Source organism: Pseudomonas sp. ES1, assembly GCF_050586605.1.
Taxonomy (GTDB): Bacteria; Pseudomonadota; Gammaproteobacteria; order Pseudomonadales; family Pseudomonadaceae; genus Aquipseudomonas; species Aquipseudomonas sichuanensis.
The window spans coordinates 1-17,811 of the sequence record NZ_JBOBDM010000083.1; the positions used below are offsets into that span (position 1 = coordinate 1).

At 64.1% G+C, this 17,811-nt stretch carries 16 protein-coding genes and 1 pseudogene; 5 read left to right on the forward strand and 12 right to left on the reverse strand.

Annotated elements, in window-relative coordinates; translation table 11 throughout:
• The 5 genes and pseudogenes from ACQ4N9_RS24525 to ACQ4N9_RS24545 all read right to left on the reverse strand — a co-directional run.
• Positions 1–743: methyl-accepting chemotaxis protein (locus ACQ4N9_RS24525; RefSeq protein ID WP_430933925.1), on the reverse strand; the 743-nt coding region annotated here is incomplete at its 3' end.
• A 138-nt stretch (positions 744–881) separates the two neighbouring features.
• Positions 882–1,919, reverse strand: a pseudogene (locus ACQ4N9_RS24530) (cache domain-containing protein); the annotation flags it as partial.
• Positions 1,920–2,143: 224 nt separating this feature from the next.
• Positions 2,144–2,542: a Cu(I)-responsive transcriptional regulator gene (gene cueR, locus ACQ4N9_RS24535; protein WP_390966063.1), complete on the reverse strand. Its 399-nt coding sequence runs from the start codon at positions 2,540–2,542 to the stop codon at positions 2,144–2,146.
• A complete protein-coding gene (locus tag ACQ4N9_RS24540; RefSeq protein WP_390966065.1) occupies positions 2,539–4,938 on the reverse strand; it encodes a heavy metal translocating P-type ATPase in 2,400 nt (799 codons plus the stop codon). The genes cueR and ACQ4N9_RS24540 overlap by 4 nt, the downstream gene beginning before the upstream one ends.
• Before the next feature lie 54 nt (positions 4,939–4,992).
• On the reverse strand, positions 4,993–5,379 hold the full coding sequence (locus ACQ4N9_RS24545) for a hypothetical protein (RefSeq protein WP_125465659.1): 387 nt from the start codon (positions 5,377–5,379) through the stop codon (positions 4,993–4,995).
• A gap of 146 nt (positions 5,380–5,525) precedes the next feature.
• On the opposite strand from ACQ4N9_RS24545, the gene ACQ4N9_RS24550 reads away from it, so the two are divergent.
• Positions 5,526–5,723, forward strand: coding sequence for a cation transporter (locus ACQ4N9_RS24550; RefSeq protein ID WP_125860512.1), 198 nt, complete (start codon positions 5,526–5,528; stop codon positions 5,721–5,723).
• Between the two features lie 156 nt (positions 5,724–5,879).
• Here the strand turns inward: ACQ4N9_RS24550 and ACQ4N9_RS24555 are convergent, their stop codons facing one another.
• On the reverse strand, positions 5,880–7,547 hold the full coding sequence (locus ACQ4N9_RS24555) for a hypothetical protein (RefSeq protein WP_390966067.1): 1,668 nt from the start codon (positions 7,545–7,547) through the stop codon (positions 5,880–5,882).
• Positions 7,548–7,793: 246 nt separating this feature from the next.
• On the opposite strand from ACQ4N9_RS24555, the gene ACQ4N9_RS24560 reads away from it, so the two are divergent.
• Positions 7,794–8,975, forward strand: coding sequence for a multidrug effflux MFS transporter (locus tag ACQ4N9_RS24560; protein ID WP_390966069.1), 1,182 nt, complete (start codon positions 7,794–7,796; stop codon positions 8,973–8,975).
• Here ACQ4N9_RS24560 and ACQ4N9_RS24565 read toward each other — a convergent pair.
• Positions 8,926–9,123, reverse strand: a complete 198-nt coding sequence (locus ACQ4N9_RS24565) for a hypothetical protein (protein WP_256671306.1) — start codon at positions 9,121–9,123, stop codon at positions 8,926–8,928. The two genes, ACQ4N9_RS24560 and ACQ4N9_RS24565, sit on opposite strands and share 50 nt — an antisense overlap.
• Positions 9,124–9,632: 509 nt before the next feature.
• Between ACQ4N9_RS24565 and ACQ4N9_RS24570 the strand changes: the two genes are divergently transcribed.
• The gene (locus ACQ4N9_RS24570; RefSeq protein ID WP_390966072.1) at positions 9,633–10,343 is read left to right on the forward strand and encodes an ArsR/SmtB family transcription factor; all 711 of its coding nucleotides are present in this window, start codon (positions 9,633–9,635) and stop codon (positions 10,341–10,343) included.
• Here the strand turns inward: ACQ4N9_RS24570 and ACQ4N9_RS24575 are convergent.
• The 5 genes from ACQ4N9_RS24575 to ACQ4N9_RS24595 form a co-directional block, all read right to left on the reverse strand.
• Positions 10,340–11,290, reverse strand: a complete 951-nt coding sequence (locus tag ACQ4N9_RS24575) for an adenosine deaminase (protein ID WP_390966074.1) — start codon at positions 11,288–11,290, stop codon at positions 10,340–10,342. The two genes, ACQ4N9_RS24570 and ACQ4N9_RS24575, sit on opposite strands and share 4 nt — an antisense overlap.
• 88 nt (positions 11,291–11,378) lie before the next feature.
• A complete protein-coding gene (locus ACQ4N9_RS24580; protein ID WP_390966076.1) occupies positions 11,379–12,065 on the reverse strand; it encodes an SDR family oxidoreductase in 687 nt (228 codons plus the stop codon).
• Between the two features lie 438 nt (positions 12,066–12,503).
• On the reverse strand, positions 12,504–13,088 hold the full coding sequence (locus tag ACQ4N9_RS24585) for an IMPACT family protein (protein ID WP_390966078.1): 585 nt from the start codon (positions 13,086–13,088) through the stop codon (positions 12,504–12,506).
• A 9-nt stretch (positions 13,089–13,097) separates the two neighbouring features.
• Positions 13,098–13,760: a TetR/AcrR family transcriptional regulator gene (locus ACQ4N9_RS24590; RefSeq protein ID WP_125465651.1), complete on the reverse strand. Its 663-nt coding sequence runs from the start codon at positions 13,758–13,760 to the stop codon at positions 13,098–13,100.
• Between the two features lie 85 nt (positions 13,761–13,845).
• The gene (locus tag ACQ4N9_RS24595) at positions 13,846–14,763 is read right to left on the reverse strand and encodes a LysR family transcriptional regulator (protein ID WP_110992892.1); all 918 of its coding nucleotides are present in this window, start codon (positions 14,761–14,763) and stop codon (positions 13,846–13,848) included.
• 118 nt (positions 14,764–14,881) lie between these two features.
• On the opposite strand from ACQ4N9_RS24595, the gene ACQ4N9_RS24600 reads away from it, so the two are divergent.
• Together ACQ4N9_RS24600 and ACQ4N9_RS24605 are read left to right on the forward strand one after the other, a co-directional pair.
• Positions 14,882–16,228: an aspartate aminotransferase family protein gene (locus tag ACQ4N9_RS24600; protein WP_390966080.1), complete on the forward strand. Its 1,347-nt coding sequence runs from the start codon at positions 14,882–14,884 to the stop codon at positions 16,226–16,228.
• A gap of 71 nt (positions 16,229–16,299) precedes the next feature.
• Positions 16,300–17,793 (forward strand): CoA-acylating methylmalonate-semialdehyde dehydrogenase, encoded by a 1,494-nt coding sequence (locus ACQ4N9_RS24605; RefSeq protein ID WP_110992890.1) that lies wholly within the window; start codon positions 16,300–16,302, stop codon positions 17,791–17,793.
• Positions 17,794–17,811: the final 18 nt, after the last annotated feature.

Sequence of the window (17,811 nt, forward strand, 5' to 3'; positions counted from 1 at the left end):
GCATCCAGCTCGTTGGACAGCCCGGCCAGGCTCTCGGAGTCCTGGCGGGCGGCCTGGGCCAGCTCGGCCACCAGCTGCGCATCGCCATGGATCTGGCTGATGTGCCGGTTGATGTCCTCGGCCACCTGATGCTGCTCTTCGGCGGCAGTGGCGATCTGGGTGTTCATGTCGCGGATCACATCCACCGATTCGCGGATCTGGCCGAAGCTGTCGCGGGCCAGGCCGATGCGGCTGACCGACTGCTGCGACACCTCGATGCTGGCGTGCATCTGTTCGGCCACTTCGGCGGTGCGGCTGGCCAGGTTGCCCAGCAGGCCGTCGATTTCGGCGGTGGAGTCGGCGGTGCGCTTGGCCAGGGCGCGGACTTCGTCGGCGACCACGGCAAAACCACGGCCCTGCTCGCCGGCGCGGGCGGCTTCGATGGCGGCGTTGAGCGCCAGCAGGTTGGTCTGCTCGGCGATCGAGCGGATGGTGCCGAGGATCGACTGGATGGCGTTGCTGTCGCGTTCCAGCTGCTGGATCGACTGCGCCGACTGCTCGATTTCACGGCTCAGGCGGTCGACGCTCTGCACCGCGGCGTCGATCTGCTGCTGGCCGTCGCGGGCCTGCTGCTGGCCGCTGTCGGCGGACTGCGCGGCCTGGCTGCAGGAACGCGCCACTTCGTTGGCGGTGGCGACCATTTCGTGGAAGGCGGTCGAGACCATGTCCACCGCTTCGCGCTGGCGCCCGGCGGCTTCGCTCATGTCGGCGGAGACCCGGGTCGAGCTGCTGGAGGTGCTGAGGATCTGGTTGGCTGCCGTGCCGATGTGCTGGATCAGGCTGCGAATGGCGCCGAGGAACTGGTTGAACCAGCTGGCCAGCTGCGCGGTTTCGTCGCGGCCGCGGATTTCCAGGTTGCGGGTCAGGTCGCCTTCGCCCTGGGCGATGTCTTCCAGGCCATGAGTGACGCTGTTGATCGGGCGCACGATGAGCTTGGCGAAGGCCGCGCCGACTACCGCGAACACGGCGGCGAGGATCAGCGCCACGGCGCCGATCAGCCAGGTCAGGCGGGTGGTGGTCTGCATCACTTCGCTTTCGTGGATCAGGCCGATGAAGGTCCAGCCCAGTTGCTCGTCAGGGTAGACGTTGGCCATGAAGCGCTCGCCGTTGATCTCGACCTCGACCAGGCCTTTGCCGGCCTTGGCCAGCTCGGCGTAGCCATCGCCAAAGCTGGAAAGTTGTTTGAAGTTGTGGCTGGCATCGCGGGGGTCGACCATCACGTTGCCGTTGTTTTCGACCAGCATCAGGTAGCCGCTTTCACCCAGCTTGATCTTCTTGACGATCTCGGTCAGGCCTTTGAGGGATACGTCGATGTTGACCACGCCGCCTGGGTTGCCGAGCTGGTTGGCCACGGTACGTACCGTGCTGATCAGCACCGCATCGTCGGCTGCCCAGTAGTAGGCCCCGGTGCGCAGGGTCTTGCCGGGGTTGGCCATTGCCAACTGATACCAGGGGCGTGTGCGCGGGTCATAGTTGACGAACTTCTGCCCGGCCGGCCAGCCGACATAGCCACCATCGCTGACACCATAGGACAGGTAGGCGTAGGCGGGATGCGCATCGGCCAGGCGGGTGAAGAAGTCGAGTACTTGCTTGTCCTGATCGCCCAGCGTGTAGGAAGGGCTGGCGCTGTTGTACTTGTTCAGGTTGCTGCCAGTGGCGGCAACCATGGGCTGGGCAGCCATGTAGTTGACGTTCTGGTCGATGCCCTGGAAGAACAGGTTCATGGCGTTGCCGACCTGGCGGATTTCCCGGCTGCTGTTGTCGAGGAAATCGTCGCGGGCTTCACCACGCAGATTGACTACCACCAGGGTGGCGACGATGACGATGGGCAGGCCGGCAATGACGGCGAAAGCCCAGGTCAATTTTTGCTTTATGTTCATCCACGCTCCCAGATTATTTTTTTCGATACATGAGGCAGGTACTCAGGGCATCGGCAGCGTCTGGGTTTCTTGAAGGGAAATGCCCGTATTTATTGGATCAAACGGGTGTTTGAGGGGGATTCGGTCGGCTCAAGGCTAATATGGCATACCAAGCGCGGCGATTGAGTGGAGCGGGAGGCGTGGGAGCGGCGCACCGCCGCTCCCATGGTTATGCCGGCCTGGGTTCAGTGGCAGCAACCATTGGCCAGGTCCTTGAGAATCGGGCAATCCGGGCGGTCGTCGCCCTGGCAGTGGGCGACCAGCTCACCGAGGGTGTCGCGCAGGCTGACCAGCTCTTCGATACGCCGGTTGAGCGCTTCGATGTGCTGGGTGGCCAGCGCCTTCACGTCGGCGCTGGCCCGTTGGCGGTCCTGCCACAGGGTCAACAGTTTTGCCACTTCATCCAGCGAGAAGCCCAGGTCTCGCGAGCGCTTGATGAACGCCAGGCTGTGCAGGTCTTGCGGGCCGTAGAGGCGGTAGCCGCTGTCGCTGCGCGTGGCCGGGCGCAGCAGGCCGATGGACTCGTAGTAGCGGATCATCTTGGCGCTGAGCCCGCTGTGGCGGGCGGCCTGGCCGATGTTCATGGCGCCTCCTGGTGGGTGCCGGTGGGTTTCCAGGTTTTCAGCCACAGGGCATTGCTCACCACACTGACGCTGGACAGCGCCATGGCGGCGCCGGCCAGCACCGGATTGAGGTAGCCGAAGGCGGCCAGGGGGATGCCGACCAGGTTGTAGATGAAGGCCCAGAACAGGTTCTGGCGGATCTTCGCGTAGGTCTTGCGGCTGATCTCCAGTGCGGCTGGCACCAGGCGTGGGTCGCCGCGCATCAGGGTGATGCCGGCGGCCTGCATGGCCACGTCGGTACCACCGCCCATGGCGATGCCGATGTCGGCGGCGGCCAGGGCGGGGGCGTCGTTGATGCCGTCGCCGACCATGGCCACCACGCCATCCTGCTTGAGTTTGGCAACGGTGGCGGCCTTGTCGGCCGGCAACACTTCGGCATGCACATCGTCGATGCCCAGGGCGTCGGCGACGACCTTGGCGCTGCCACGGTTGTCGCCGGTCAGCAGGTGGCTGCTGATGCCACGGGCGTGCAGGGCGTCGATGGCCGGGGCAGCGCCGGGCTTGAGGCTGTCGCCGAAGGCGAACAGGCCCAGCACGCGGGGTTGGCTGCCACGTTCGATCAACCAGGACAGGGTGCGGCCCTCGGCCTCCCAGGCCTGGGCATTGGCCGCCAGCCCACCGGGCAGCAACTGGCTTTCGTCGAGCAGGCGGCGGTTGCCCAGCGCCAGGTCGCGGCCGCCCACCTGGCCGGCGATACCGCGGCCGGTCAGGGACTGGCTGTCATTCACCTGCGGGACTTGCAAGCCTTGTTCGCTGCAGGCGTCGAGTACCGCTTTGGCCAGTGGGTGTTCGCTGCCGCGTTGCAAGGCCCCGGCCAGGCGCAGCAGCTCACCCTTGTCGCCACTGACCGCCTGGCTGTGGACGATGCGTGGGCTGCCGGAGGTCAGGGTGCCGGTCTTGTCGAATACCACGCGGTTGACCGCGTGGGCACGTTCCAGCGCTTCGGCGTCCTTGATCAGGATGCCGTGGCGGGCGGCGACACCGGTGCCGGCCATGATCGCGGCGGGGGTGGCCAGGCCGAGGGCGCAGGGGCAGGCGATCACCAGCACGGCAACGGCGTTGATCAGCGCGGTTTCCAGCGGCGCGCCGGCCAGCCACCAGCCCACCAGGGTGAGCAGCGCCAGCACCAGCACGGCGGGGACGAACACCTGGCTGACCCGGTCGACCAGTTTCTGGATCGGTGCCTTGGCTGCCTGGGCATCCTCGACCAGGCGGATGATACGCGCCAGCACGGTTTCGGTACCCAGTGCGCGGGTCTGCACCAGCAGCCGGCCCTCGCCGTTGATGGCGCCGCCGGTGACGGCATCGCCGGGTTGTTTGGGGACGGGCAGGCTTTCGCCGCTGATCAGCGCTTCGTCGGCATGGCTGCTGCCTTCGAGCACTTCGCCGTCGACCGGGAAGCGCTCGCCAGGTTTGACCAGCACCAGATCGCCCAGGCGCAACTGGCTGATCGCCACGTCTTCTTCATGGCCATCGACTACCCGCACCGCCCGCTCCGGGCGCAGGGCTTCGAGGGCGCGGATGGCGCTGGCAGTCTGGCGCTTGGCGCGGCTTTCCAGGTACTTGCCGAGCAGTACCAGGGCAATCACCACCGCCGAGGCTTCGAAATACAGGTGCGGCTCCATGCCGGCATGGGCATTGGCCCATTGGTACAGGCTCAGGCCGTAACCGGCGCTGGTGCCCAGGGCGACCAGCAGGTCCATGTTGCCGGCCCCGGCGCGCACGGCCTTCCAGGCGGCGACGTAGAAGCGTGCACCGAGGATGAACTGCACCGGTGTGGCCAGCAGGAACTGCGCCCAGGCCGGCAGCATCCAGTGCAGGCCGAACGGCTGCACCAGCATCGGCAGCACCAATGGCAGCGCCAGCAGCAGGGCGGCACCGACGGCCAGGCGCTCGTTGCGCAAGCGGCGTTGTGCCAGGGCCAGGTCATCGTGCGCGGTGCGCGGCAGGGTGGCGCTGTAGCCGGCTTGCTCGACCGCCGCGATCAGCGCGGCGTCATCGACGGCCTGCAGCACTTCGAGGTGGGCGCGTTCGCTGGCCAGGTTGACGCTGATCTGCTCGACCCCCGGCACTTTGCCGAGGGCGCGCTCGACACGGCCGGCGCAACTGGCGCAGGTCATGCCGCCGATCTGCAATTCGAGGGTGCGGGTGGGCACGCTGTAGCCCGCCTCGCGCACAGCGTCGACCAGCGCCGGCAGGCTGTCGGCCGGGGCCTGGACCCGGGCCTGTTCGGTGGCGAGGTTGACGCTGACCTGTTCTGCGCCAGTGACCTTGCGCAGGGCGCGCTCGACCCGACCTGCGCAGCTGGCGCAGGTCATGCCGGCGATCGGCAGGTCGAAGGTGGTGGATGCGGGCATGGCTCTTTCCTCCGTGGACAAGCCAGCAGCATCAACCTTGCCATGCTGGCAAGGTCAATAGCCCAGGCTGGCTCGCTTGAGCACCAGGCCATTGTGCCCCATGGCAATGCGGTATTTGTTGATCTGGCCCGCCTGCAAGGTCAGGCGCGTGCTGCGTTGGTCCTCGATGCCGGGGGCGCAACCGGGGCTCTGCCCAGGTAGCAGGCGCAGGCGCACATCGATCGGGCCGGCGGGCAGGTTGAAGGAGGTCGACTGCTCCTGGAATACCCGGCCGGACAACTGATCGTTGAGGTAGATGCCGATCTCGCAATTGGTGGCCACTTCCAGGCGCTCCCGGGAAATGATCAGCACGCTGTAGTCCGAGTTGCCCTCGGCGCTGGCCGGTGGCACCACGGCCAGCGCACCGAGCAATCCGGCGAGGGTCAATGCGGTCCTGATCATGAAGAATCTCCTGCTTGGCAAAATCGTCAGAGGCGAAGCTTGGCCGAGCGGGGCGCGGATTTCCAGCCCGGCCGTTGCAGACGAAACTTGACCTTACCCCGATGGCAACCCTGAGACTGCGCAAAACCCTGAAGGAGGCAACACCCATGCAAGTGTTCAATGTGAAAGGCATGACCTGTGGTCACTGTGTGAAGGCCGTGACGCGTGCGGTGCAGGAGCTGGATTCGAAGGCACGTGTCGAAGTGGACCTGGCGGGTGCACAAGTGCGTGTGGAGAGCGCGCTCGGTGTGGAGCAGATCCTGACGGCGATCCGCGATGAGGGGTATCAGGCAAGCAGCGTCTGAAGTTCGAGGGCCGAGGGGCAGTGTCGCACCCTTGGCCCTCATCCGCAGCGATCAGCTGTTGAGCCAACGCTTGAGTGCCTGAAGCGTCGACAGCAGGCTGTCGGCCAGTGCCTGCGTCGATGAGTCGCTACCCAGGGAAATGCCGGTGCAGCCCAGTTAGTCCGCTGCCGCGACGTTGTAGCGCAGGTAGCGTGAAATCCGGATTCGGTCAGTGCCAACGCTCATGGAGTAGCTGATATAGACCAGCCTCCCTCTGTTCGCGGTGACCCATGCCTGGGGCACCGTGTAATCCAGATAAGGCTGACCGTTGTAACCGTAATGGAGTATTGGCGACTCCTGTTGCCAGCCCGACTCCGGGTGATGCCAGCGCACTCTTACGGCCCAGGCAGTCTGCCCGCTCTTGGGAATCCGCAGGTTCAGCCCTTGCAGCGTGGGCGGTGGCATCGACTCGAAGGGTGGAGGATTGTCCTTGACGCGACATACGGTGTACGTCGACGCCACGGGAGGAGCGCCCGTGGCGGTGACCACGGTGTAGTTGACGTTGGCCGACGCGCCTATGGTGTCGATGATCTCGGTATCACGGATCTTGAACTCCATCGGGCCGATGGTGCCGACAATCTTGGCTTCAGTGTTCCAATTGATGTTGTTGGCCCAGGTGACCCTCACCGAATGGCCTGGTTTCATGCCGGTGTAGGCGGGTACGACGATGGTGGCCTGGCCACCGCGGTTATCCAGCAACCAGTAGTAGTCGAGCTCACCGTTCTGCAGGTCGTTGACCGTGGGGGGTGGCAGAGAAATCCCTTCGTCACCCTCTACGACCTGGAGCGTGGCTGGGGATGACGACATCGTCCTGCCACTGCGCGTGACCACATAGGTCACGGTTACCTGACGATCCTTGTTTTCCTGTGCCCATGTCAGATCGAGTGCGATTCGTAATGGGCCGATCACCACGACCGGCTCGGTTTTCTGGCGTACGACGACCCCGCTCCAGACGACGGTCACCAAGTCGCCTGGTTGCATGCCGTAGTTGGAGATGCTGGCTTCAAGCAGGTTGAGCCCGTTCAGGTCGATCAGCGTGACGGCGCTGCCATTGGCCATGACCTGGGGCGCGGGCAACTCCACCCGCACCAGGGTCGATCGGGCCCGGCGTGAAAAGTTGTCGACGATGTCGCGGATTTCATAGAACACCGGCAGGCTGGGTTGTGTTCCCGCCTGCATGAGCACATCCACCGGGATGGTCACTGTCTCGCCACCGGCAGGATTGGTGACCTTGGGGTGAGGGACAGGAATGCTTCCCCAGGTGACGACCAGTTCATCCCCTACTTCCTTGTTCAGCCACTGGGGGACTTGTACGGTGACCGCGGCGCCCAGGCTGGTGACAGGATTCGGGATGACGAGACAGGCTTGCAGGTTGTCGTTGAACGGAGGGGCCGGGTCGGGTCCCGGCCCGCCGGGTACCAGGGTATTGACGGCGATGGTCCGTGTCGGGCTTGGCGTGGTGCTGCCGGCATTGGTGTCCGTGTATTCGTAGTAGGCCGACCCTTGGGGCGGTTGGATGTAAAGGGTGGGGACGCTGAACTCCAGCCGTGGATTGCCGATGTTCCCTGCGTTGATGTCGATGCGATCCACCTGCTGGTTGTTCCAGTACAAAATGGCCGAATCGCCGATCCGGGGTGTGGTCGGCATTGCCGCATGCAGCCTGATCGGGCTTTTCAGCAGCTCGTAGCCGATGCCCAATCGCGGGTTGGCGGGCGAGTCATTGAGGTCGGTGAAGTACAGTTCGGCAACCGCTTTGGTGCCTGGCCCTGTGGGGGACATGTTCATGTTTATCTCCTGCTGTCTGACATAGGCCAAAGGGACACAGGCCATCCAGGCCTGCGGCACGAGCCTGTACGAGGTGCTGGACGTTGATTGCGATCTTAGAAGTCAGCCGAGAGTGTGTAACCTGGCATTTCTGCTAGGTCCCAGGCGCTTGTTCGAGACGGATCGACCGTGCTTTGCCAGGTTTTGATAGCGTCCGCGGGCGGTACAGGTAGACTGGGCACTTGCTTAGCCTGCTATGGATTCCTGATGAACCTGCGAATGGTGCTGATCCTGGGCGCATTGAGTGCGTTCGGGCCCCTGGCGATCGACTTCTACCTGCCTGCCTTCCCGGCCATGGCTCAGGCGTTCGCCACCGATGAAAAACATGTCCAGACAACCCTGGCTGCCTATTTCCTGGGCCTCTCCCTTGGGCAACTGGCCTATGGGCCGGTGGCCGATCGCTTTGGCCGACGCATCCCGCTGTTGTTCGGGGTCGGCCTGTTCACCGTGGCGTCGCTGGCCTGTGCCTACGCGCCGAACCTCGACACTTTGATACTGGCGCGGTTCGTCCAGGCGCTGGGCGGCTGCGCGGGCATGGTCTTGTCGCGGGCGATCGTCAGCGACAAGTGCGACCCGGTGGCCTCGGCCAAGGTGTTCTCGCAATTGATGCTGGTGATGGGACTGGCACCGATCCTGGCGCCGATGCTCGGTGGCGTGCTGGTGAACGTGGCCGGCTGGCAATCGATCTTCCTCGCCTTGAGCCTGTTCAGCGGCGTGTGCCTGCTGGCCGTTGGACTGGGCTTGCCGGAAAGCCTGCCGACGCATGTGCCGCGCCAACCGTTGTCTGGCGCCTTGCGCCAATACCTGCGGTTACTGGCTGACAGGGCTTTTGTTGGCCATGCGCTGACCGGTGGCATCGCTATTGCCGGGATGTTCGCCTATATCGCCGGTTCGCCGTTCGTCTTCATCAAGCTGTACGGCGTACCGCCGGAGCACTATGGCTGGCTGTTCGGTAGCAACGCCGCAGGGTTCATCCTCATGGCCCAGGTTAATGCCCGCTTGTTGGCCAAGCGTGGCCCGGCCTTCCTGCTGGCCCGCGCGGTGTGGTTGTACCTGGCGGCGGCCTTGGTACTGCTGGTGGTGGCGGCACTGCACCCGGTCGCACTGTGGCCGTTGCTGGTACCGCTGTTCGTGTGCATTTCCAGCCTGGGATGCATCATCCCCAACGCCTCGGCCTGCGCCATGAGCGGGCAAGGTGCGCGGGCCGGCAGTGCCTCGGCGTTGATGGGCTGCCTGCAGTTCAGCGTCGCCGCCGGTGCGGCGGCGTTGGTTGGCGTGCTGCACGATGGCAGCGCGGTGCCCATGGCGCTGGTGATCAGCCTGTGCGGCGCGCTGGTGGTCAGTGTCGCAGTGCTGACCCGGCGCTTGCAGGCCAAGCGCTCGGCGTGAGTGGGTGGGGGGCATTGAGCCGCGTTTCCAGCAGGGCGACGAAGGCACGCGCTTCGCTTTCGCTGCGAAAGCTCACGACATGCTGATCAAGCTGGACCTGCCACGGGCAATTGGGGTTTCGGTTCGACGCACAGACGACAATCTTCATCGCGATCCACCTCCAGTGAGCGAGCGCCGATGAAGTTTAGCGCCGCCCGAGGCGCTCGCCATGACCGACATCAGTACTCGGACTGACGGTCATGGCGGGCAGGGGCCGGGAAGCTTTCTGGTTTGATGCGCGAAAGTTATGTAGGGCACTGTCGGTATTGTCGGGCGATGCAACTGAGGCGGGTAGCCGTTGCAGGCTTTGGACGCTGTGGCACGGGGGAAAGGCCTTGCCAAGTGCCTGCCGCCGACCGTGACAGCCAGGTGCTCCCCTCTACGGCTGGGCTCCACCAGCGGCAGGGCGCGTGCTTTCACGCGGCTTATACTGCTCCCGGCAGCCAGAGCCAGCCAGAGATACTTCCCTGCCAGAAGGCCGAACCAGCGCTCAGGGATGCGCAGGGGTATCGCACCATTTGCCGATCATTCATCTACACCCTCGTCTGGGCCACCTTGATGAGACCGGCTGGTTCGCTCTGGTTTATCGGACGAGAACTTTCAGGGAGCTTCAGGTTGATGAACGCAGTCCACAGTATCAGCCAGGCCGCCGGCCTGATGGCAGACCCCAAACGCAGTGCCATGTTATGGGCACTGATCGATGGTACTCCGCGTGCGGCGGACGAGCTGGCGAGCATGACCAGCCTGAGCGCCTCCTCGGCCTGTTCGCACCTGACCCTGCTGGTCGGCGCGGGCTTGCTGCGCTTGGAAATTCGCGGGCGCAAACGCTTCTACCGTCTGGCCAACCCGGAGGTGATAGCGGCGGTGGAGGCGTTGGCCAGCGTGCAGCTCGAGAGCCGTGCCGGAGCCCACGCCGGAACGCCACTGCAGATACCACTGTCCATGCGCAAGGCGCGCCTGTGCGGCGATCACCTTGGCGGCGAGGTGGTCGCCGAGCTGTACCAGCGCCTGCTTGCCGCCGGATGGCTGGAAGGTAGCGAGCAGCACCTGTTCGTGAGCCAGGAAGGCCGGCTACGGCTGCAGGCGATGGGGCTTTACATCGATGCGTTGGCACCGGGGCAGCCACGTGATTGTGTGATCTGCCATTGCAGCGAATGGAGCGATCAGGGGCCGCACCTTGGCGGTAGCCTGGGGCAGGCCCTGCTCAAACTGTTCGTGCAGTCGGGTTGGGTGCGTGAACAGGAAGGTAGCCGGGCGGTGCATGTTACCCCGCTCGGCCTTCAGCAGATCAACGGCATCGCCAGCATTCCTGCCCGGCAGGTGGGTTAGCGTACCAGGCGGGCGTCCAGGCTGTTCTGCGCCAGGCGGCTGGCCTGGTCCTGGGTCATGCCCAGGTGCTGGTGCAGGGCGTGGAAGTTTTCGGTGACGTAACCACCGAAATAGGCCGGGTCGTCGGAGTTGACCGTGACCTTCACGCCGCGCTCGAGCATGTCGAGGATGTTGTGCTGGCTCATGTGGTCGAACACGCACAGCTTGGTGTTGGACAGCGGGCAGACGGTCAGCGGGATCTGTTCGTCGATGATGCGCTGCATCAGGCGCTCATCTTCGATGGCGCGCACGCCATGGTCGATGCGCTTGATCTTGAGCAGGTCGAGGGCTTCCCAGATGTACTCGGGCGGGCCTTCCTCGCCGGCATGGGCCACGGCCACGAAGCCTTCGCTGCGGGCGCGGTCGAACACGCGCTGGAACTTGCTCGGTGGGTGGCCTTGCTCCGAGCTGTCCAGGCCCACAGCAATGAAGGCGTCGCGGAAGGGCAGGGCCATGTCGAGGGTCTTCTGCGCTTCGTCTTCGCTCAGGTGGCGCAGGAAGCTGAGGATCAGGCCGCTGCTGATGCCCAGTTGTTGGCGGCCATCCTTGAGCGCCTGGTCGATGCCGCGCAGTACCACTTCGAAGGGGATGCCGCGGTCGGTGTGGGTCTGCGGGTCGAAGAAGGGTTCGGTGTGGATAACGTTCTGCGCCTTGCAGCGCTGCAGGTAGGCCCAGGTCAGGTCATAGAAGTCCTGCTCGGTGCGCAGTACGTCGGCGCCCTGGTAATAGAGGTCGAGGAATTCCTGCAGGTTGTTGAAGGCGTAGGCGCTGCGCAGGGTTTCCACATCCGCCCAGGGCAGGGCGATCTTGTTGCGTTCAGCCAGGGTGAACAGCAGTTCGGGCTCCAGCGAGCCCTCCAGGTGCATGTGCAGTTCCGCCTTGGGTAGGGCGTTCAGCCAGTCATACATGTGTGCAATCTCGATCAGGTACGGTTGGCCGCTATTCTACAGGGCCCGGCCGGGCAATGCGCCCACCCGGGCCTGCATCGCCCGGGGCTTACCAGATCAGTGCTTCGCCCTTGTAGTTGATGAAGCGCAGGCCGCCGTTGCCGCTTTGGGCCTTGATCTGCTCAAGCATGCCACGGGTGCTGGTGAGCACGTCGATCTCGGCGTTGTCGCCGCCCATGTCGGTCTTCACCCAGCCCGGGTGCATGGCCAGCACGCACAGGTCGGGGCGCTGCAGCTCGACCACGAAGCTGTTGATCATCGAGTTGAGCGCGGCCTTGCTGGCCTTGTACAGGCAGATCTCGCCGCCGTCGGGGATGGTCACGCTGCCCAGGATCGAGCTCATGAACGCCAGCACGCCGGTGCCTTCACGCACTTGGCCGGCCAGGCGCCGGGCGACGCGGATCGGTGCCACGGCGTTGGTCATGAACAGGTCGCCGATCTGCGGCACCTGGACGCTCTCCAGGTCCTGCGGCAGCGGGCCCATTACGCCGGCGTTGACGAACACCAGGTCGAAGACTTCGCCGTGCAGGCGTTGTTTGAGGCCATCGAGCTGGGCGGTGTCGTTCATCTCCAGGCGCTCGATACGCACGCCCGGTACCTCGCCGAGGGTGCCGGGCTGCTGTGGATCCCGTACGGTGGCGACTATGTTCCAGCCATCCTCGCGCAGGCGTTGTACCAGGCCCAGGCCGAGGCCTCGGGAGGCGCCGATGATCAGGGCGGTCTTATTCGCGGTCATTGCGATGCTCCTTGATTGGGGGAAACGAGTGGCTGCTCGCCCCATGGCAAAGTGTGGGCGCCCTCTTAGGCGCAGGGCGTGGATGAGGAGCATATCCCAGTACTGCGTCGCAGGCCTGTGCGGCTGATGAGGGCTGTACAAAAAATGAACAGCTTGCTGCGGAGCCGATGGAATCGGGCTTTGGCTGACTGGCTCACCGGTTATCCACAGGCTGCTCCACAGTAATTGTGCGCAAGCAAATTGCCGCTGAAACGCTGTTTTCAGCGCATACCGGTGTTCAAGGCTGGGGATAACTCACCGGGTTTCAGTGACTTGGGTCACTGTCACATGATTGTGATCAAAATATGATCAAAGCGCTGCAGGCCTTGGAGCGCAAGGCTTAGGCAAGAATGCCCCAAGCTTATCCACAGGCGGGCCCACAGTAGTTGTGGGCAACGCTCAGCGGCGTTCCAACAGGATGCGCCCGCGGCTCAGGTCGGCCAGCTGTTGTTGCAGGGTGTGCTGGTGTGCATCGCCCAGCGCGAGATGCAGGTCGACGCCATTGGCGGTGAATTGCTCGTCCAGCACCAGGCCGTCTACCTCCGCCAGGCGCAGCTTGACCAGTGCCAGCTCACTGAAAGTACAGCTGCAGGTGAATTCGCTGCGCTGCACCAGCAGTCGTTTGGGTGCTTGCTGCAGGCATTTGTTGGCGCCGCCGCCGTAAGCGCGGGCCAGGCCACCGGTGCCCAGCTGGATACCGCCGTACCAGCGGATCACCAGTACCACCACCTGGTCGCAATCCTGCGCTTCGATGGCGGCGAGGATAGGGCGCCCGGCGGTGCCACCGGGTTCACCGTCGTCACTGCTGCGGTACTGGCCACCGAGCTTCCAGGCCCAGCAGTTGTGGGTGGCCGCCAGGTCGCTGTGGCGTTCGATGAAGGCCATCGCCTCGGCGGCGCTGGCGATCGGGCCGGCCAGGGTGATGAAACGGCTCTTGCGGATTTCCTCGCGGAACTCGCAGAGGTCAAGCAGGGTAGAAGGCATAGGTCCGGGTCAGGCGGGCGTGTTGATGCCGCAGCCTTTGAGAATGATGTGAATAAGATTGTTGCTCGCGTCTTCCATGTCCTGCTTGGTCAGGCGGCTGCGGCCGGTGACCTGGCAGATCTGGGTGGCGAAGTCGGCGTAGTGCTGGGTGCTGCCCCACAGCAGGAAGATCAGGTGCACGGGGTCGACCCGGTCCATCTTGCCGGCCTCCATCCAGGCCTGGAACACCGCGGCGCGGCCACGGAACCATTCACGGTAGTCGGCGCTGAAGTATTCGGTGAGGCACTCGCCGCCGCTGATCACTTCCATGGCGAAGATCCGCGAGGCCTGCGGGTTGCGTCGGGAGAACTCCATCTTGGTGCGGATGTACTGGCTCAGTGCTTCGCCGGGGTCGTCGTCGACGCTCAAGGCGTTGAAGGTGCTGTCCCACAGCTCGATGATGTTGCTCAGCACCGCGATGTACAGGCCCAGCTTGTTGGTGAAGTAGTAGTGCAGGTTGGCCTTGGGCAGCCCGGCCTTGAGCGCGATGGTGTTCATGCTCGTGCCCTTGTAGCCGTGGCGGGCGAATTCGTCTTCGGCGGCCTGGATGATGGCCTGCTCGTTCTTCTGGCGGATGCGGCCGGCGGGCTTGCCCGAGGCGGGGGAGCGATGCGCAGGGACTTCTAGGGTCATGGACGATTCCGGACGGGTCGTTACGAATGTTCGACAGATTACCTGCCTGTGCCGAAGTGACAAGCATTTGCGGCCTGGATAAGTATCAACGTGTCGCAGCCAGGCTCTCGAGGAAGCTTTCCAGTACCAGGTTGGGACGTCGGCCTTTGCGCGTAACCCAGCTCAGGCCCAGGTCATAGAAGCGTTGCGCGGGCTTGAGCGCGCGCAGTCGGCCTTGCTGCACCCAGAAGCTGGCGTAGTGGTCGGGCAGGTAACCGATATAGCGCCCGGTGAGGATCAGGAAGGCCATGCCTTCGCGGTCCGAGGCACTGGCGGTGCAGTGCAGCGCCTGGTAGTGCGCCTGGATGTCGGCGGGTAGGCGGAAGGTCGGGGCGATGGCGTCCTGGCTGTTGAGGCGCTCGTCGTCGATCTGCTGGTCATCGGCGTAGAACAGCGGGTGGCCGACGGCGCAATAAAGCAGTGAGCGCTCACTGTACAGCGGCTGGTACTCGAGCCCCGACAGCGGGCTGGTCTGCGGCACCACGCCGACGTGCAGGCTGCCGTCGAGCACGCCTTGTTCGACCTGGCTGGGGGCGATCATGCGGATCTGGATGCGCACGTCGGGGCCGCGGTCTTTCAGTTCGGCCAGGGCGTGGGTGATGCGCATGTGCGGCAAGGTCACCAGGTTGTCGGTGAGGCCGATGTTCAGCTCGCCGCGCAAATGTTGGTGCAGGCCGTTGACCTCAGTGCGGAACGATTCCAGGGCGCTGAGCAGTTGCAAGGCCGAGTGGTAGACCTCACGGCCCTCTTCGGTGAGCGAGAAGCCGGCGCGCCCGCGCTGGCAGAGGCGCAGGCCCAGGCGCTGCTCGAGGTCGTTCATCTGCTGGCTGATCGCCGAGCGGCCGATACCCAGCACGTTCTCTGCCGCGGAGAAGCCGCCGCATTCCACCACGCTGCGGTAGATCTTTAGCAAACGAATATCGAAATCACTGACTTGGGCGAGGGGATCGGGGCGTCGGCTCATATGTTTAGTTATCTGCTGACTGAAGATTAGAAATGTTGGGTTTTCCGGACTTTATCCCCGTGCGAATTTAGCTGCAACAACATCCATCGTTGCCTAATCGTCTTCCGAGGAACCGCCGATGAACATGCCCGAAACCGCCCATTCCGGCCTGGCCAGCCAGCTCAAGCTGGATGCCCACTGGATGCCCTACACCGCCAACCGTAACTTCCACCGCGACCCGCGGCTGATCGTGGCGGCAGAAGGCAACTACCTGGTCGATGACAAGGGCCGCAAGATCTTCGACGCTTTGTCGGGGCTGTGGACCTGCGGCGCCGGGCATACCCGCAAGGAAATCAGCGAAGCGGTGGCCCGCCAGGTGGCGACGCTCGACTACTCCCCGGCCTTCCAGTTCGGCCACCCGCTGTCGTTCCAGCTGGCCGAGAAAATTGCCAACCTGGTGCCAGGTGACCTGAACCACGTGTTCTACACCAACTCCGGCTCCGAATGCGCCGACACCGCGCTGAAGATGGTCCGTGCCTACTGGCGCCTGAAAGGCCAGGCCACCAAGACCAAAATCATCGGCCGTGCCCGTGGCTACCACGGTGTGAACATCGCCGGCACCAGCCTGGGCGGCGTCAACGGCAACCGCAAGATGTTCGGCCAGCTGCTGGACGTCGACCACCTGCCTCATACCGTGCTGCCGGCCAACGCCTTCAGCAAGGGCATGCCGGAGGAGGGCGGTATTGCCCTGGCCGACGAGATGCTCAAGCTGATCGAACTGCACGATGCCTCGAACATCGCCGCGGTGATCGTCGAGCCACTGGCCGGTTCCGCTGGCGTGCTGCCACCACCGAAGGGTTACCTGAAGCGTCTGCGTGAGATCTGCACGCAGCACAACATCCTGCTAATCTTCGACGAAGTCATCACCGGCTTCGGCCGCATGGGCGCCATGACCGGTGCCGAGGCCTTCGGCGTGACCCCTGACCTGATGTGCATAGCCAAGCAGGTCACCAACGGCGCCATCCCGATGGGCGCGGTGATCGCCACTGGCGAGATCTACCAGACCTTCATGAACCAACCGACCCCTGAGTACGCGGTGGAATTCCCCCACGGCTACACCTACTCGGCGCACCCGGTCGCCTGCGCCGCCGGTATCGCCGCGCTGGACCTGCTGCAGAAAGAGAACCTGGTGCAGTCCGCCGCCGAACTGGCGCCGCACTTCGAGAAGCTGCTGCACGGCGTGAAGGGCACCAAGAACATCGTTGACATCCGCAACTACGGCCTGGCCGGTGCGATCCAGATTGCCGCGCGTGATGGTGATGCCATCGTCCGCCCTTACGAGGCCGCGATGAAGCTTTGGCAAGCCGGCTTCTATGTGCGTTTCGGGGGCGACACCCTGCAGTTCGGGCCAACCTTCAATACCCAGCCGCAGGAGCTGGACCGCCTGTTCGACGCGGTGGGCGAAACCCTTAACAAAGTCGACTGATTTTTTTGATTCTGATGCCAGGCGCGTGAACGTCACGCGCCCGGCACTCCCTTCTTTATCTGGAGTTCTGCATGAGCATTGTTCAGCACCTGATCCACGGCGAGCTGGTCACCAAGGGTGAGCGCACCGCCGATGTCTTCAACCCGTCCACCGGCCAGGCCGTGCGCAAGGTCGAACTGGCCAGCCGCGCCACTGTCCAGGAAGCCATCGATTCGGCCAAGGCTGCCTTCCCGGCTTGGCGCAACACCCCACCCGCCAAGCGCGCCCAGGTGATGTTCCGTTTCAAGCAGCTGCTTGAGCAGAACGAAGCGAAGATCTCGCAGATGATCAGCGAGGAGCACGGCAAGACGCTGGAAGACGCTGCCGGCGAACTGAAGCGCGGTATCGAGAACGTCGAGTTTGCCTGCGCTGCACCAGAAGTACTGAAGGGTGAGTACAGCCGCAACGTTGGCCCGAACATCGATGCATGGTCCGACTTCCAGCCGCTGGGCGTGGTGGCTGGTATCACCCCGTTCAACTTCCCGGCCATGGTGCCGCTGTGGATGTACCCGCTGGCCATCGCCTGCGGCAACGCATTCATCCTCAAGCCGTCCGAGCGTGACCCGAGCTCTACCCTCTATATCGCCCAACTGCTGCTGGAGGCCGGCCTGCCCAAGGGCATCCTCAATGTCGTACATGGCGACAAGGAAGCGGTCGATGCGCTGATCGAGGCGCCGGAGGTGAAAGCCCTGAGTTTCGTCGGTTCGACCCCGATCGCCGAGTACATCTATGCCGAGGGCACCAAGCGCGGCAAGCGCGTCCAGGCCTTGGGCGGTGCGAAGAACCACGCCGTGCTGATGCCGGATGCTGACCTCGACAACGCGGTGAGCGCGCTGATGGGGGCTGCCTATGGTTCCTGTGGCGAGCGCTGCATGGCCATTTCGGTGGCCGTGTGTGTCGGCGACCAGGTGGCCGATGCGCTGATCGCCAAGCTGGAGCCGCAGATCAAGGCGCTGAAGATCGGTGCCGGCACTTCCTGTGGCCTGGACATGGGCCCGTTGGTGACGGCCGCAGCGCGTGACAAGGTGCTGGGCTACATCGACGACGGCGTCGCCGCTGGCGCCCGACTGGTGGTCGATGGCCGTGGCTTGCGTGTAGCGGGTAACGAAGATGGCTATTTCGTCGGTGGCACCCTGTTCGACAAGGTCACCCCCGAGATGCGCATCTATAAGGAAGAGATCTTCGGGCCGGTATTGTGCGTGGTGCGGGTGAACAGCCTGGAGCAGGCCATGCAACTGATCAACGATCATGAGTATGGCAACGGCACCTGCATCTTCACCCGTGATGGTGAGGCAGCGCGGCTGTTCTGCGACGAGATCGAAGTGGGCATGGTCGGGGTCAACGTGCCGCTGCCGGTGCCGGTGGCATATCACAGCTTCGGTGGCTGGAAGCGTTCGCTGTTCGGTGACCTGCATGCTTACGGTCCGGATGGTGTGCGCTTCTATACCCGTCGCAAGGCGATCACACAGCGTTGGCCGCAGCGGGCCAGCCATGAGGCGTCGCAGTTTGCGTTCCCTAGCCTGTAAGCGCGGTTGCTATATAAA